This is a genomic window from Sulfitobacter sp. 1A13679, assembly GCF_043557115.1.
Classification (GTDB): domain Bacteria; phylum Pseudomonadota; class Alphaproteobacteria; order Rhodobacterales; family Rhodobacteraceae; genus Sulfitobacter; species Sulfitobacter faviae.
Genome location: NZ_JBIFFO010000005.1, coordinates 36,858 through 49,894, shown reverse-complemented (window position 1 = coordinate 49,894; position 13,037 = coordinate 36,858). Strand labels below are relative to the sequence as shown.

Sequence of the window (13,037 nt, the reverse complement as noted above, 5' to 3'; positions counted from 1 at the left end):
CACGCGACCCTTACGTTTCGCCGCGAGAGCCTGCTTAAAAACAGCCACTTACGCGCCATTTCATTCTGTAAAACGGCGCTTTACCGCCGATCAAACTCCCTGCGTCCTATTGACACTCACCCCCACGATTGGCCTATGGGGGGTGAAATAAATACTGGGGTTCAAGATGCCGCAATCTGCTACGGCCAATATTCTGACTGTTCTCGACACCGATTTCAAAGGTATCATCGAGGAGTGGCTGGGAACGCAGGTCAAAGAAGGCGTAAAGCGTTCTGACCTGTTCTCCGATGCGGAGAGCCGTAACCAGAACCGCGAATTGCTCAAAGCCTTCTCCAAAGGTGTGCGCGATGGGGTCACCGGCGAGGATTTCGACTTTGACGATACCCAATGGGACGATCTGCGCGCCGTTCTGACCGATGTCAGCCGCGAGCGGGTCAACCGGGGCGTGACCCCGACCGAGATGGCGACCTTTGTGCTGGCGTTGAAAACGCCGCTGTTCAAACGGCTTGAGACGATGCTGGACAGCGACCACGCGATGCTGATCCGCGACGTGATGCTGGTCACCCGTTTGGTCGATGCCTTTGCCATCTACACCAACGAAATCTTTATTCTCGAGCGTGAGCAGATCATTGATCGCCAGCGCCAAGAGATGCTGGAGCTTTCGACCCCCGTGGTCGAGCTTTGGGACCGCGTTTTGACCCTGCCGCTGATCGGCACGCTGGATTCCGCCCGCGCCCAAGAGGTGATGGAGAACCTGCTGCAGACCATTCTTGAGCGTCAGGCCGAAGTGGTCATCATGGACATCACCGGCGTCGGCACTGTCGATACGCAGGTGGCGCAACACCTGCTGCGCGCCGCCGCCGCCGTGCGTCTGATGGGGGCTGAATGTATCATCAGCGGCATCAGCCCGATGATCGCCCAGACCATGGTGCAGCTTGGCATCGACGTGGGCACTGTCTCGACCCGGTCCAGCATTCGCACCGCCCTGTCGGATGCGCTGATGACCGTCGGCTATGTGATCAAGAAGACCGAGGGCCAATAAGGTGGCCGGTGTCACGTCGATTAATCTGGTCGAACATGCGCTCCTCGTTTCGATACAGGATGACATCACGGACACGGAGATTTTGGAGCTTCAGGATCGGCTGTCGAACAAGATATCCCAGAATCGCATCGATGGGGTGATCCTCGATATCTCGGCGCTTGAGATCGTGGACACTTTCGTTGGGCGGGTGATTGCGCAGTTGGCGGGGATCTCTCGCCTGCTGGCGGCGGATACCTATGTGGTCGGCATGCGCCCCACGGTGGCGGTCACGCTGGTTGAGCTTGGCATGTACTTGCCAGAAATCCGCACCGCCTTGAGCCTGACCCATGCCCTCACCCAGCTACGACGCGTTTGATGAAAAGGACCTTGGGGCGCAGGTTCTTCTCTCTCAGTTCAAACTAAAGACCAGCGGCGACGCGGTTACAGTGCGCCAAGCCGTGGCGCGCTACATGAAAGAACATGGCGCCTCGGCGCTGAATATCACACGTTTCGCCACCGCCGTCAGTGAAATCGCGCGCAATGCGATCGTTCATGCTGGCGGCGGCGAATTTTCCATCTATGTCGACCCGAAAGCCAAGCGGCTGAGCGTGGTTTGTTGGGACAAGGGACCGGGGATCGAGGACGTGGCATTGGCCCTAACGGACGGCTATACCTCGGGCGGCGGGCTTGGCCGGGGTTTGGGCGGCGCACAGCGGCTTGCCCAGAAATTTGAAATCCGCACCGCCGTTGGCGGGGGCACCAGCGTGTTGATGAGTGTGAACCTATGATACAGTGGGTCGAAGTGCAGGACCAAAGCGCCATCGCCGTGGTGCGCCGCGCCGCGCGTCGTCTGGCCGCTGAACACGGCTGGCCCAAACACCGGACCGACGAATTGGCCATCGTCGCCACCGAAGCCACCACCAACATCCTGCGCTACGCCGAAAAGGGCCGCGCGCTGATCAATGCCCCGGCCGAGGGCAAGGGCGATAAGATCGTGATGATCTTTACCGACCGTGGCCCCGGCATCAGCGATATGGATCACATGTTTCAGGACGGCATGAGCAGCGGCGGCTCTGCCGGGCTGGGGCTTGGTGCGATCCGCCGCCTGTCGAATGATTTCGACATTTTCAGCGGGCCGGAGGTGGGCACCACCATCGTTTGCAGCTTTGTCAAAAACAGCGCCCCCTGCCCGACCCATGGGGTCGAGGCCGTGGGCCTGCGGGTCTGCCATCCGAACGAAGAGGAATGCGGCGACGATTACATGCTGCGGCAGACGCCGAAAGCCACCGACATCCTGCTGTGCGACGGCTTGGGCCATGGCCCCGAGGCCGCAGCCGCATCGCTGGAGGTCACCGATGCCGTCAAAGCCACGCGCAGCTTCAACAGCGAGCCGGGCGCGGTGATGTATGAGGTGACCGAGCAGTTGATCGGCAAGCGCGGCGCGGTAGCGGCACTTGTGCATATCGCGCAGCCGCAGATGGTCCTGCGCTATGCCGCCTTGGGCAATATCGCCACGCTGCGGGTCCGCGACGGTGCGGTCAAACGCCTGCCGGTGCGTGACGGGCGGATCGGTGCCCGCGCCACGCGAGGCTATGAGGACACCTTTGACCTTGAACCGGGGGATCTGATGATCCTGCACAGCGACGGGTTGAAAACCCTGCGCGACAGCTATCTCCCACAGGGTCTATTGTGGAAATCTCCGCTTTTGATCGCTGGCTACCTGCTCGACCGGGCATTTCGCGGGCGTGATGACGCCTCCATCGTGGTCATACGCATTGCACGGGACGCGGACTGATGAAAGCAACGAACCTCACATCGGTGAACCTTGAAAAGGGCGGCGATATCGCAGCCCTGCGCCAGATCGCCCTGACCCTGACCGAAGCCATGCGCTTTACCTCATTCGAGCGGACGCGCACCGTGACCGCCGCCGTGGAACTGGGCCGCAATGCCATCGAGCACGGGCAGAAGGGCCGCGCGCGCTTTTCGTTGACCGATGTCAACGGCAAGCCCGCCCTTGGGCTGACGGTGATCGATCAGGGCCGTGGGATCGAAGAGGACAAGCTCGACCCTAACCGCGCCATCGTGTCAGAGACGGGCATGGGGCTGGGCCTGCGGGGCGTGCAGCGGATCGCGGCGCGTTTTGATGTGGACACCGGGCAAGAAGGCACGCGGATTCATGCGGAATTCCTGTTGCCCGACCCGCAAAGCGCGGTTGAGCAGATCAAGGCCGATGCCCTCGCGGCGCTGGAGGCCTATAACGCCAAAGACCCGACCGCCGCGCTGACCGAACAGAACCGCGAACTCAGTGAAGGCATCGCCGACCGCGATCTCTTGATGCAGGAGCTTCACCACCGCACGGGCAACAACCTTGCCCTGATCGTGGCGCTGATCCGGATGAGCAAGACCCAAGCCAAAGAGGATGAGACCCGCCAAGTGTTGCGCGAGTTGGAGACCCGGGTGGGTTCGCTCTCCAAGGCGCATGAGTTGATGCAACGCTCAACCAACAGCACCGATCTCGATCTCGCGGATATGTTGGATGAGGTCACCAAGAACGCCGAACGCGCCTTTACCGGAGATCGTCAGAGCATCGCGATCAAGCTAATTTGCCCCAGCCTCAAGATGGACAACAAACTGGCGGTCGACATCGGGCTGATCGTGGGGGAGTTGATCACCAACGCCTATAAACACGCCTTCAAAGGGCGCGACAAAGGGGTGATCACCATCGAAGTCACGCAAGAGGATGACGAAGGGCTCACGCTCAAGGTCTATGACGATGGCGTCGGCCTGCCCGAGGACGCCAAACGGCCCGAGAGGTCGGATTCGCTGGGCTGGCGCATGATCCGCACGCTGACCTTCCAACACGAAGCGACGCTGAAGGTCGAAGGCCAAGACGGGCTTTGTGTCGAAATCAGCTTCCCGGCGCAGGGCTGAGCGCCCCCTACCCGCCCGCAGGTTTCAAGCCGCCGCGCCCGTCTTTTTGATCAAAAATCACCTCCGAACTTTTCCGCCCCGTAAAATTGTCCTAGGCATATCGGGAGCCGGCGATTCCCGGACACTTCTAGGCGGCAAGAACATCGCCCGCCTGGCCAATAACGGAGACAGAGCATGATCGAAAAACGTGATTTCTATATCGACGGCAAATGGGTCGCCCCGCTTGAGGGCAGTGAACATAAGGTCATCAACCCCTCGACCGAAGAACCCTGCACCGTGATCTCGCTCGGCGGGCCGAAGGATGTGGACGCCGCCGTGGCCGCGGCCAAGGCCGCCCTGCCCGCGTGGATGGCCACCGCCCCCGAAGAGCGTATCGCGCTGATGGAGAAACTGGCCGAGGTCTATAAATCCCGCACCGAGGACATGGCGCAGGCAATCAGCACCGAGATGGGAGCGCCCATCGAGATGGCGCGCAGCTCCCAATGGGGGGCGGGCTACAGCCACCTAAAGAACTTCATCAAAGCGGCGAAAGATTTCAAATTCGTAAAGCCCTTGGGGGATCACGCGCCGAACGACCGGATCATTCACGAGGCGGTTGGCGTCGTGGCGATGATCACGCCGTGGAACTGGCCGATGAACCAAGTGATGCTGAAAGTCGGCGCCGCTGTTGCCGCGGGCTGCACCATGGTGCTGAAGCCGTCTGAGGAAAGCCCGCTGAGCGCGGTGATCTTTGCCGAGATGATGGATGAGGCAGGCTTCCCCGCCGGTGTCTTCAACCTTGTGAACGGCGACGGCGCGACCGTGGGCACCGCCCTGACCGGCCATGAGGATGTGGATATGGTGAGCTTCACCGGCTCCACCCGCGCCGGCATCGCGATTTCCAAGAACGCGGCGGATACGCTGAAGAAGGTCCATCTGGAGCTTGGCGGCAAGGGCGCGAACCTTGTCTTCGCCGATGCCGATGACAAGGCCGTCAAACGCGGCGTGCTGCATATGATGAACAACACCGGCCAAAGCTGTAACGCCCCCAGCCGGATGATGGTCGAGGCCAGTGTCTATGACCAAGCGGTCGAGACGGCAGCCGAAGTGGCCAATAAGGTCGAAGTCGGCCCCGCCAGCGAAGAGGGCCGCCACATCGGCCCGGTCGTGAACGAAGCGCAATGGGGCAAGATCCAAGACCTGATCCAGAAAGGCATCGACGAAGGCGCGCGGCTGGTGGCCGGTGGCACCGGTCGGCCCGAGCATCTGAACCGGGGTTTTTATGTCAAACCCACCGTTTTCGCCGATGTAACGCCCGATATGACCATCGCCCGCGAAGAGATCTTTGGCCCCGTCTTGTCGATCATGAAGTTCGAGAGCGAGGATCAGGCCGTCGAGATGGCCAATGACACGGTCTATGGCCTGACCAACTATGTTCAATCCAGCGATGGCACCCGCCGCAACCGTCTGGCGACCAAGCTGCGTTCCGGCATGGTTGAGATGAACGGCGAAAGCCGTGGCGCAGGCGCGCCCTTCGGCGGCATGAAACGCTCGGGCAACGGGCGCGAAGGCGGCGTTTGGGGGATCGAGGACTTCTGCGAAATCAAAGCAGTGTCCGGCTGGTCCAACGACTGATCGGTTTTTAGCGCAAGCATGATGCGGCAGGGCCAAGAGTGGCCCTGCCGTTTGCATTTTGGCGGTCAGATCGCCTTTTGATTGACCCGTTTCGACAGTTCCTCGGCGCTTTCCTTACGCTCGCTATAACGGTCGAGCAGATAATCCTTATTGTCGCGGGTCAGCAGGGTGAATTTCACCAACTCCTCCATCACATCGACCACGCGGTCATAGAAGGGTGAGGGTTTCATCCGGTCATCCTCGTCAAACTCCAAGAAAGCTTTGGGGGTCGAGGATTGGTTGGGAATGGTCAGCAGCCGCATCCAGCGGCCCAAAATGCGCAACTGGTTCACCGCGTTGAAACTTTGCGAGCCGCCGCTGACCTGCATCACCGCCAAAGTCTTGCCTTGTGTCGGACGCACCCCGCCGAGCGACAGGGGGATCCAGTCGATCTGGGTCTTCATGATCCCCGTCATCGCGCCGTGGCGTTCGGGCGAACACCAGACCATGCCCTCGGACCATGACACCAGATCGCGCAGTTCCTGCACCTTGGGATGCTCAGGCGCGGCATCGTCAGGCAGCGGCAGGCCCGTGGGGTTATAGGTCCGCGTCTCGGCCCCGAGACGGGTGAGGATGCGAGCGGCCTCCTCGGTCATCAGGCGGCTGAAGGACCGCGGGCGAAGCGAGCCGTAGAGCAGCAGAATGCGCGGGCCGTGGGTGGCGCGCTTTGGCGACAGGAGGCGGCTCTCGTCGATGGAATTGAAGTGGTCTTCTTGGATGTTCGGCGTATCGGTCACGGGAATTTCCTTAGGCGGCAGTGGGTTATCGGGCGTGATTCATTTGGCGGCGGGGAACCAATGCTGCGTGCGGTTGGCAAAGCCCACGAGGGAGAGCATAACCGGCACTTCGACCAAGACGCCTACAACGGTGGCCAAGGCAGCACCCGACCCCAACCCAAAAAGGCTGATCGCCACGGCGACGGCCAATTCAAAGAAGTTCGACGTGCCGATCAAGGCGCAGGGGGCGGCCACGTTGAAGGGAATGCCCCAAGCCCGCGCGGCGCCATAGGCGATGAAGAAGATGCCGTAGGATTGCAGCAACAGCGGCACGGCAATCAGCGCGATCACGAGCGGGCGGTCGAGGATCACCTCGCCCTGAAAGCCAAAGAGCAACACGACCGTCAGCAAAAGCCCCATGATGGCAAAGGGCTGCACCCGAGCCTTGAAGGCGTCGACCGCCGCCTCACCGCCCTTGGCCACCAACCGCCCGCGGGTGAGGTAGCCCGCCAGCAGCGGCATCATGACGTAAAGGCCGACTGAGATCAGCAGCGTATCCCAAGGCACGGTGATGTCAGTCACGCCCAAGAGGAAAGCCACGATCGGCGCGAAGGCGAAGACCATGATCACATCGTTCACGCTGACCTGCACCAGCGTATAGGTGGCGTCGCCGCGGGTGAGGTTGGACCAGACAAAGACCATGGCGGTACAGGGCGCGGCCCCCAAGAGGATCACCCCCGCCAGATAGGCCTGCGCGTCATCGGGCGGGATCAGCCCGGCGAAGACATGATTGAAGAACAGCACCCCAAGCGCAGCCATGGTGAAGGGTTTGATCAGCCAATTGACCACCAGCGTCACCACCAGCCCTTTGGGCTTGTCCCCTACCTGTCGCAACGCGCCGAAATCGACGCCGACCATCATCGGAAAGACCATGGCCCAGATCAGCACCGCCACCGGCAGGTTGACTGAGGCGACTTCAAGCGCCGCCAGCGCGCCAAAGATGCCGGGAAAGAGATTGCCCAGCAAAAGCCCCGCCCCAATGGCCAGCGCCACCCAGAGCGAGAGCCAGCGTTCAAAGGCCCCAAGGCCAGCGGTTGCGGGATCGGCGGTATTGGTCATGACGGTCTTTCGTGTTGGGGGTTCGGGGGTTAGCAGCAGGTCAACTCATCCAGCAGCGGTTGGCACAGTTCAGGCTGGCCGCCGCAGCAGTCTTCCAAGAGAAAGCCCAGCAGCGCGCGCAGCCCGTTCATATCGGCGAAATATCGAATGCTGCGTCCTTCGCGCTTGCTGCGGATCAGCCCCGCGCGGGCCAGCACCGAGAGGTTGGCCGACATCGTATTTTGCCGCACATCAAGCGCGGTGCCGATCTCGCCCGCCGACATGCCTTTACCGCCCGCTTTGATCAGCAGGCGAAAGACATCCAGCCGGGTCGGCTGACCCAAGGCGGCGAAGGCTTGGAGGGCGTTTTCATTATCCATATATCGCGAATTATTGATATAATACCGCCCGGTCAACCCCGCCCCGCCAATCTCTGTGCAACGAAGCGCCGCCCTGCGCGTTAATCTCGCGACTCCCGCAGGCTTGGTAAGGAAGAGACAGAATGCTCGATTGGATCGCAGAGAATTCCGGCACGTTGCAAGTGGCGGTGAGCCTTTTTACGGCAGTGGTCTGGCTGGCCTATCTGCATATCCTGTGGCTCAACTTTCGGCGGCAGCGACAGCCGGTGATCTTGATCAACCGATCGATTGCCCGGGATGAGAATGCCCATTGCTTCGTGACCAATATGGGGGCCGAGCCGATTTACCTGCTGGAGGTCATGGCACGGGTGGTGACGGATGACAAAACCTACCACGTCAAGGTCACCGAACGCGAAGAGGTGGCACTGAACGATGTGGAGAACCCCCTGACCCGCACCAATCAAGGGCCGATCAAGAGCGGCGATTTCATCGACATCGGCAGTTTCCTCGATCTGTTGCGCCGGGCCGAGACGCGGATCGGGACCGAGGGGCTTTTTGACAAGGTCCGGCAGATGGACCTCACGGTCGCTGCCGCGGATGGGCATACCACAAGGCTGATCGCCGCGCGCCATGAGTTCCGGGCGGAATGGAAAGACGGCAAACCCTATTTCGTGCCGGAACGGATCATGGCGCGTCAGATCCGCAATATCTTTCAACGGCGCAAGATCACCACGATGTTGGAAGAACAGATCGAATAGCGCCCGCCGGGGGCTACAACCGTTCCAGCCCTTCCGCGATCTCGCGGGCAATGGCATGGGCGTCGATCCCCTCCCGCTCGGCCGAGACGCGCAGGCCCAGAAGGTCGCTCTGATAGCGGCGTGCTAGCGCTTTCGGGTCATGCTCCGCGCCGATTTCCCCGTCCCGCTGCATCTGCGCGAAAAGCGCCGCGAATTGCTCTTCCATCCCCATAAGATGCGCGCTGGCCCGTTTCGCCAAAGGGTGGCCATGAGCCTGTAGCTCCAACAAGGTTTTGGAGAGCATGCAGGCTTTGGCCGGAGCTTCCTCGCGGCAGATCGCCAATTCGGGATAGCGTTTCAGCGCCGCCATCGGACCATGTTCCGCGACCAATTCGGCCAAGCGCCCGGCCCCATCCTCGGCATATTTGTCCAAAGCGATTTCAAACAGCGCCTCTTTTGACCCGAAGGCCGCGTAGAAACTGCCGGGCTTCATCTTCAGCACCGCTTCGAGGTCTTTCAGCGACGTGCCCGCCCAGCCCTGACGCCAGAACAGATCGCGGGCGCGGTCGATCAACTCGGCTCGGTCGTGGTTCGGTTTGCGGGGCATGAGATCACCATATGTTGAACGATCACTCAAATATATACTTGAGTGATCGTTCAAGAAAGCCTAAATGACGGATATCGACGATTTACAAAGGTAGAAACCATGACATTCCCGTCCCACGACCAAAACACCGCGCCCGAAGCCTCCAAGCCGCTGCTGGAAGAATCGCAAAAGGCCTTTGGCCGCCTGCCGGGTCTGCACAAGGTGCTGGCCGAAAGCCCGCAGGCCTATGAGGGCTATCAGGTGCTGCATAAGCTTTTCACCGAGACTGACTTTGACGCCGAAGAACTGACCGTGGTCTGGCAGTCGATCAACGTCGAGAACGAGTGCCACTACTGCGTGCCCGCCCACACCGGCATCGCCAAGATGATGAAAGTCTCGGACGAGATCAGCGACGCGCTGCGCAATGAAACGGCCCTGCCGACGCCCAAACTCGAAGCGCTGCGGACCTTTACCGTGCAAATGGTGCGCAACCGCGGCTTCGTTTCCGACGCACAGATGCAGGCGTTTTTCGACGCAGGCTATGGCCACCGCGCGGTGCTGGACGTGATCCTTGGCATGGCGCAGAAAACCATCTCCAACTACGTCAACCACGTTGCCGAAACCCCGGTGGATGAGGTTTTCCAGCCGCTGGCATGGAAACGCGGCGACAAGAAGCTCGACGTATAATTTGAAAGGCGCGCCCAGAGTGGCGCGCCTTTTTCCAACAGCGTTTAAGCGCGCCGTCCTCTACCGGCCGGTCTTCCAACGGTCGAGCGTGAGGGTCACCATCGCCTCATCAAGGTTCACCGTCACCTCGCCGTCTTGGATCATCACCTGAAGCTTCATCGCCCGGCTGGCCAGTTCCGCCAGCGCCTTGGTGTCACCCTCGGCCAGGTTCACCACGTCCAGATTGTCAAAACGGGTGGTGCCGTTCTTGACCTTATCCCACCAGACCTCCGCCGTTTTGCCGCCATAGGGGTAGACCACGACCTTCGCCGCCTTGTTGCAGGACTGGCGCAGGACCTTCTCACTCGGCAAGCCGAGCGTGATCCAAACGTCCAACTCGCCGCTCAGACTCTTCTGCCAGATGTCCGGCTCATCATCCGTAGAGAGGCCCTTGGTCATCTCCAGATGCTCATGGGCGTTAAGGGCAAAGGCCACCAGCCGCACCATCAGGCGCTCATCGGTTTCCGAGGGGTGTTTGGCGATGGTTAGCTTATGGGTCTCGTAATAATGACGATCCATGTCCGAGACCGAAAGCTCGACTTTGTAGATGGTGGCATTCTGCGCCATGATATGTCTCGTTTTCCAAGGTAGGCGCTGCCTACGCTTTTGGGCCGAGCGGGGAAAGGGAATTGTCACTGGGCTTTGCGCGGGTCCAGCAGATGAAAGCCCGCCAATTTTGCGCGAAATTGGCGTTATTCAGCCCGCGGCGGCGACCAAAAGGCCAAGCATCTTCGCCAGCATGCCGTTGTGCGACAGGGAAAGTCGCCCTACCCTAGCCCCATGATCGACCGTCGCACGCTTCTCTGGGCCCTCGGCCCTACCGCTTTGACTGCGACAGTGGCGTTTTCGCGAGAGGCGGGTGGCGCCCTACGCGGGTTCAACCTGATCGAGACGCCGAACGCCCCCTTCGGCAGCCCCGCCGCCGCCCAAAGCATCGCGCGGCTGCGTGACACAGGCGCGACGGCGGCGACGGTGATCCCATTCCTATGGCAGCCTTCGCCCAGCTCCAGCGCCATCGTCATGGGGGATGCGCTGCCCCATGACAGGATCGCCGCCGGGATCGCCCAGCTGCACGCCGCGGGGCTCGCCGCCATCGTCAAACCCCATGTCTGGGTGCCCGAAAGCTGGGCCGGCGCGATTGCCCCGGAGCCGGACAGCGCAGACGCATGGCACGCCGCCTATGCGGAGGTTTTACGCGCCATCGCGCTCACGGCAGAGCGCAACGGCGCCGACGTGCTCGTCCTCGGCACCGAATTGCGCGGCGTATCGGGGGCGGCGCATTGGGTCAACACCATCGCCGAGATACGCGCGCTTTTCAGCGGAAAGCTCACCTCTGTCGCCCATGGCGCCGATGAGGCCGAGAAGATCACCTTCTGGCCCGAACTGGATGCCGTGGCGGTATCCCTCTACCCCGTTCTAGGCGCCCCGGACGCGCCGACCGATTGGGACCGCGCCATTACCGCAGAACTGGACCGGGTCGCCGCCGTGGCGCGAAAATATGCAAAACCCATCTGGATCGCGGAAATCGGCCTCCGCTCCGCCGAAGGCGCGACCGCGCGCCCATGGGAAAGCGCCGAAGAACGCGCCGCCACCGCCGACATGGCGCTTCAGGCGGAGGTGCTGGATCACTGGCTCCGCGCCCTCAAGGCCCGCGGGATTCGTGACGTCTGGATCTGGCGTTGGTTCACCAACCCCGAAGGCGGCGGCGCGGGAGACACTGATTTTACAGTGCAGAATAAGGTGGCACAGGAGGTGATCGCAGGGTTTTGGCGCGAATAATGAACGGGCTTAGGAGGCGCAAAGCACCGGGATCGTTCATACGAATATGCGGAAGACCTTTTGGAAAAGGTGGTACCCAAGGCCGGACTCGAACCGGCACGCCTCGCGGCGGGGGATTTTGAATCCCCTGCGTCTACCATTCCGCCACTTGGGCACGTAGGGCGATGTAGCCTGCAAAAGCGGCAGGAGCAAGTGGATTTTCACCCGTGCTGCGCGACCAGTTGCTTGACCTTGGACGCGCGACATGGTGAGGCATTCAAAACAGCCGGAGCCCCCGATAATGATCCGCCGCCTTTATGACTGGACCCTGGGCCTGGCCCAACATCGCCATGCCCTCTGGGCGCTTGCCGTTGTCGCTTTTGTCGAAAGCTCCTTCTTTCCGATCCCCCCTGACATCCTGATGATCCCGATGATCATCGCGCGGCCAAATCGCGCTTGGCTGATCGCCGGGGTGGCGCTGCTCGCGTCGGTCTTGGGCGGGCTTTTGGGCTATGCCATCGGTGCGCTGGCCTTTGAGAACCTCGGCCAGCCGATCCTTGCAAGTCTGGGCAAGACCGATGCGATGGCGGAATTCTCGACCCGGTTCAATGACATGGGCTTTTGGGCGGTGCTGGTCGCCGGGGTCACCCCCTTCCCTTACAAGGTCATCACGATCATGTCGGGCTGGACGGGTATGCCCCTTGGCACCTTTATCATGACCTCGATCCTCGCCCGCGGGCTGCGGTTCTTTGTCGTCGCGGGGCTGCTGTGGCGCTTTGGCGCACCGATCCGAGACTTCATTGAACGGCGCTTGGGTTTGATGTTCACATTGGCCGTCGCCCTGCTGATCGGCGGCTTCATGGTGGTGAAGGTTCTATGACGGGTAAGACGCTGACTTTGCTCGCGACGCTCGGTTCGGCCGCGCTGTTGCTGGGGGCTTTCGGGTTTCAGCATCTGGGCGGCTACGCGCCCTGTCAGATGTGCCTTTGGCAGCGCTGGCCCCATGCGGCGGCGGTGCTGATTGGGGCAATCGTACTCTTTGGCGGGCCGCGCATGCTGGCTTGGCTCGGCGCCTTGGCGGCGGCGGTGACCGCGCTGATCGGCGTCTTTCATGCCGGTGTGGAATGGGGCTGGTGGCCGGGGCCAAGTTCCTGCACTGGCGGCGGCATGGATTTGGGCAGCCTCGATGGCGGGTCGCTGCTGTCGACCGAAGGCCCCAGCGGCTTGGTCATGTGCGATGAGATCGTCTGGCAGTTTCTGGGCCTGTCGATGGCCGGGTGGAACGCGATTTTCTCTTTCATCTTGGTCGGCCTTTGGGTCGCCGCCGCGCGGAAGGCGGCCTGAAGAACGAGAACCGGACAAACTGGACAGGTGACCTTCCAGTTTGTCAAAAACACCCCCGAAACGGACAGTTTGACGGCTTGTCGTTCGACAGATGCGCGGATTATCTGA

At 61.3% G+C, this 13,037-nt stretch carries 16 protein-coding genes and 1 tRNA gene; 11 read left to right on the top strand and 6 right to left on the bottom strand.

Annotated features, from left to right (window positions below):
• Positions 1–166: 166 nt before the first annotated feature.
• The 6 genes from ACGYLA_RS05650 (at position 167) to ACGYLA_RS05625 (ending at position 5,566) form a co-directional block, all read left to right on the top strand.
• Positions 167–1,042 (top strand): STAS domain-containing protein, encoded by an 876-nt coding sequence (locus ACGYLA_RS05650; protein ID WP_271687490.1) that lies wholly within the window; start codon positions 167–169, stop codon positions 1,040–1,042.
• Between the two features lies 1 nt (position 1,043).
• The gene (locus tag ACGYLA_RS05645; RefSeq protein WP_271687493.1) at positions 1,044–1,397 is read left to right on the top strand and encodes an STAS domain-containing protein; all 354 of its coding nucleotides are present in this window, start codon (positions 1,044–1,046) and stop codon (positions 1,395–1,397) included.
• Complete coding sequence (locus tag ACGYLA_RS05640) at positions 1,369–1,809, top strand: ATP-binding protein (protein WP_394417941.1); 441 nt, start codon at positions 1,369–1,371, stop codon at positions 1,807–1,809. The genes ACGYLA_RS05645 and ACGYLA_RS05640 overlap by 29 nt, the downstream gene beginning before the upstream one ends.
• Positions 1,806–2,816 carry an ATP-binding protein gene (locus ACGYLA_RS05635; RefSeq protein ID WP_394430984.1) on the top strand — a complete coding sequence of 337 codons (1,011 nt, stop codon included), beginning with the start codon at positions 1,806–1,808 and terminating at the stop codon, positions 2,814–2,816. The genes ACGYLA_RS05640 and ACGYLA_RS05635 overlap by 4 nt, the downstream gene beginning before the upstream one ends.
• Entirely contained in the window at positions 2,816–3,952 is a 1,137-nt protein-coding gene (locus ACGYLA_RS05630; RefSeq protein WP_394430982.1) for a sensor histidine kinase, read from the top strand. The genes ACGYLA_RS05635 and ACGYLA_RS05630 overlap by 1 nt, the downstream gene beginning before the upstream one ends.
• A gap of 174 nt (positions 3,953–4,126) precedes the next feature.
• On the top strand, positions 4,127–5,566 hold the full coding sequence (locus ACGYLA_RS05625; protein ID WP_271693590.1) for an aldehyde dehydrogenase family protein: 1,440 nt from the start codon (positions 4,127–4,129) through the stop codon (positions 5,564–5,566).
• A 65-nt stretch (positions 5,567–5,631) separates the two neighbouring features.
• Here ACGYLA_RS05625 and arsH read toward each other — a convergent pair whose 3' ends face one another.
• Genes arsH through ACGYLA_RS05610 form a run of 3 tightly spaced genes read right to left on the bottom strand, consistent with a single transcriptional unit; the run spans position 5,632 to position 7,799 of the window.
• Complete coding sequence (gene arsH / locus ACGYLA_RS05620; protein WP_394430980.1) at positions 5,632–6,342, bottom strand: arsenical resistance protein ArsH; 711 nt, start codon at positions 6,340–6,342, stop codon at positions 5,632–5,634.
• Between the two features lie 39 nt (positions 6,343–6,381).
• Positions 6,382–7,440: an ACR3 family arsenite efflux transporter gene (gene arsB, locus ACGYLA_RS05615; protein WP_394430978.1), complete on the bottom strand. Its 1,059-nt coding sequence runs from the start codon at positions 7,438–7,440 to the stop codon at positions 6,382–6,384.
• A 29-nt stretch (positions 7,441–7,469) separates the two neighbouring features.
• Positions 7,470–7,799 (bottom strand): helix-turn-helix transcriptional regulator, encoded by a 330-nt coding sequence (locus ACGYLA_RS05610; protein WP_209218923.1) that lies wholly within the window; start codon positions 7,797–7,799, stop codon positions 7,470–7,472.
• A 122-nt stretch (positions 7,800–7,921) separates the two neighbouring features.
• Between ACGYLA_RS05610 and ACGYLA_RS05605 the strand changes: the two genes are divergently transcribed.
• Positions 7,922–8,536 carry a hypothetical protein gene (locus tag ACGYLA_RS05605; protein WP_394430976.1) on the top strand — a complete coding sequence of 205 codons (615 nt, stop codon included), beginning with the start codon at positions 7,922–7,924 and terminating at the stop codon, positions 8,534–8,536.
• A 13-nt stretch (positions 8,537–8,549) separates the two neighbouring features.
• Here the strand turns inward: ACGYLA_RS05605 and ACGYLA_RS05600 are convergent, their stop codons facing one another.
• Positions 8,550–9,122, bottom strand: a complete 573-nt coding sequence (locus tag ACGYLA_RS05600) for a TetR/AcrR family transcriptional regulator (protein WP_394430974.1) — start codon at positions 9,120–9,122, stop codon at positions 8,550–8,552.
• Positions 9,123–9,221: 99 nt separating this feature from the next.
• Between ACGYLA_RS05600 and ACGYLA_RS05595 the strand changes: the two genes are divergently transcribed.
• Entirely contained in the window at positions 9,222–9,788 is a 567-nt protein-coding gene (locus ACGYLA_RS05595; protein WP_394430972.1) for a carboxymuconolactone decarboxylase family protein, read from the top strand.
• Positions 9,789–9,848: 60 nt separating this feature from the next.
• Here ACGYLA_RS05595 and ACGYLA_RS05590 read toward each other — a convergent pair whose 3' ends face one another.
• Positions 9,849–10,394: a YaeQ family protein gene (locus ACGYLA_RS05590; protein WP_394407444.1), complete on the bottom strand. Its 546-nt coding sequence runs from the start codon at positions 10,392–10,394 to the stop codon at positions 9,849–9,851.
• Positions 10,395–10,664: 270 nt separating this feature from the next.
• On the opposite strand from ACGYLA_RS05590, the gene ACGYLA_RS05585 reads away from it, so the two are divergent.
• Positions 10,665–11,606: a glycoside hydrolase family 113 gene (locus ACGYLA_RS05585; protein ID WP_394430970.1), complete on the top strand. Its 942-nt coding sequence runs from the start codon at positions 10,665–10,667 to the stop codon at positions 11,604–11,606.
• A gap of 70 nt (positions 11,607–11,676) precedes the next feature.
• Here ACGYLA_RS05585 and ACGYLA_RS05580 read toward each other — a convergent pair.
• Positions 11,677–11,760: transfer RNA gene (locus ACGYLA_RS05580), tRNA-Leu, on the bottom strand.
• Positions 11,761–11,886: 126 nt separating this feature from the next.
• Between ACGYLA_RS05580 and ACGYLA_RS05575 the strand changes: the two genes are divergently transcribed.
• Complete coding sequence (locus tag ACGYLA_RS05575) at positions 11,887–12,465, top strand: YqaA family protein (protein WP_209218107.1); 579 nt, start codon at positions 11,887–11,889, stop codon at positions 12,463–12,465.
• Positions 12,462–12,929, top strand: a complete 468-nt coding sequence (locus tag ACGYLA_RS05570) for a disulfide bond formation protein B (protein WP_394430968.1) — start codon at positions 12,462–12,464, stop codon at positions 12,927–12,929. Before ACGYLA_RS05575 ends, ACGYLA_RS05570 begins: the two co-directional genes overlap by 4 nt.
• Positions 12,930–13,037 lie beyond the last annotated feature (108 nt).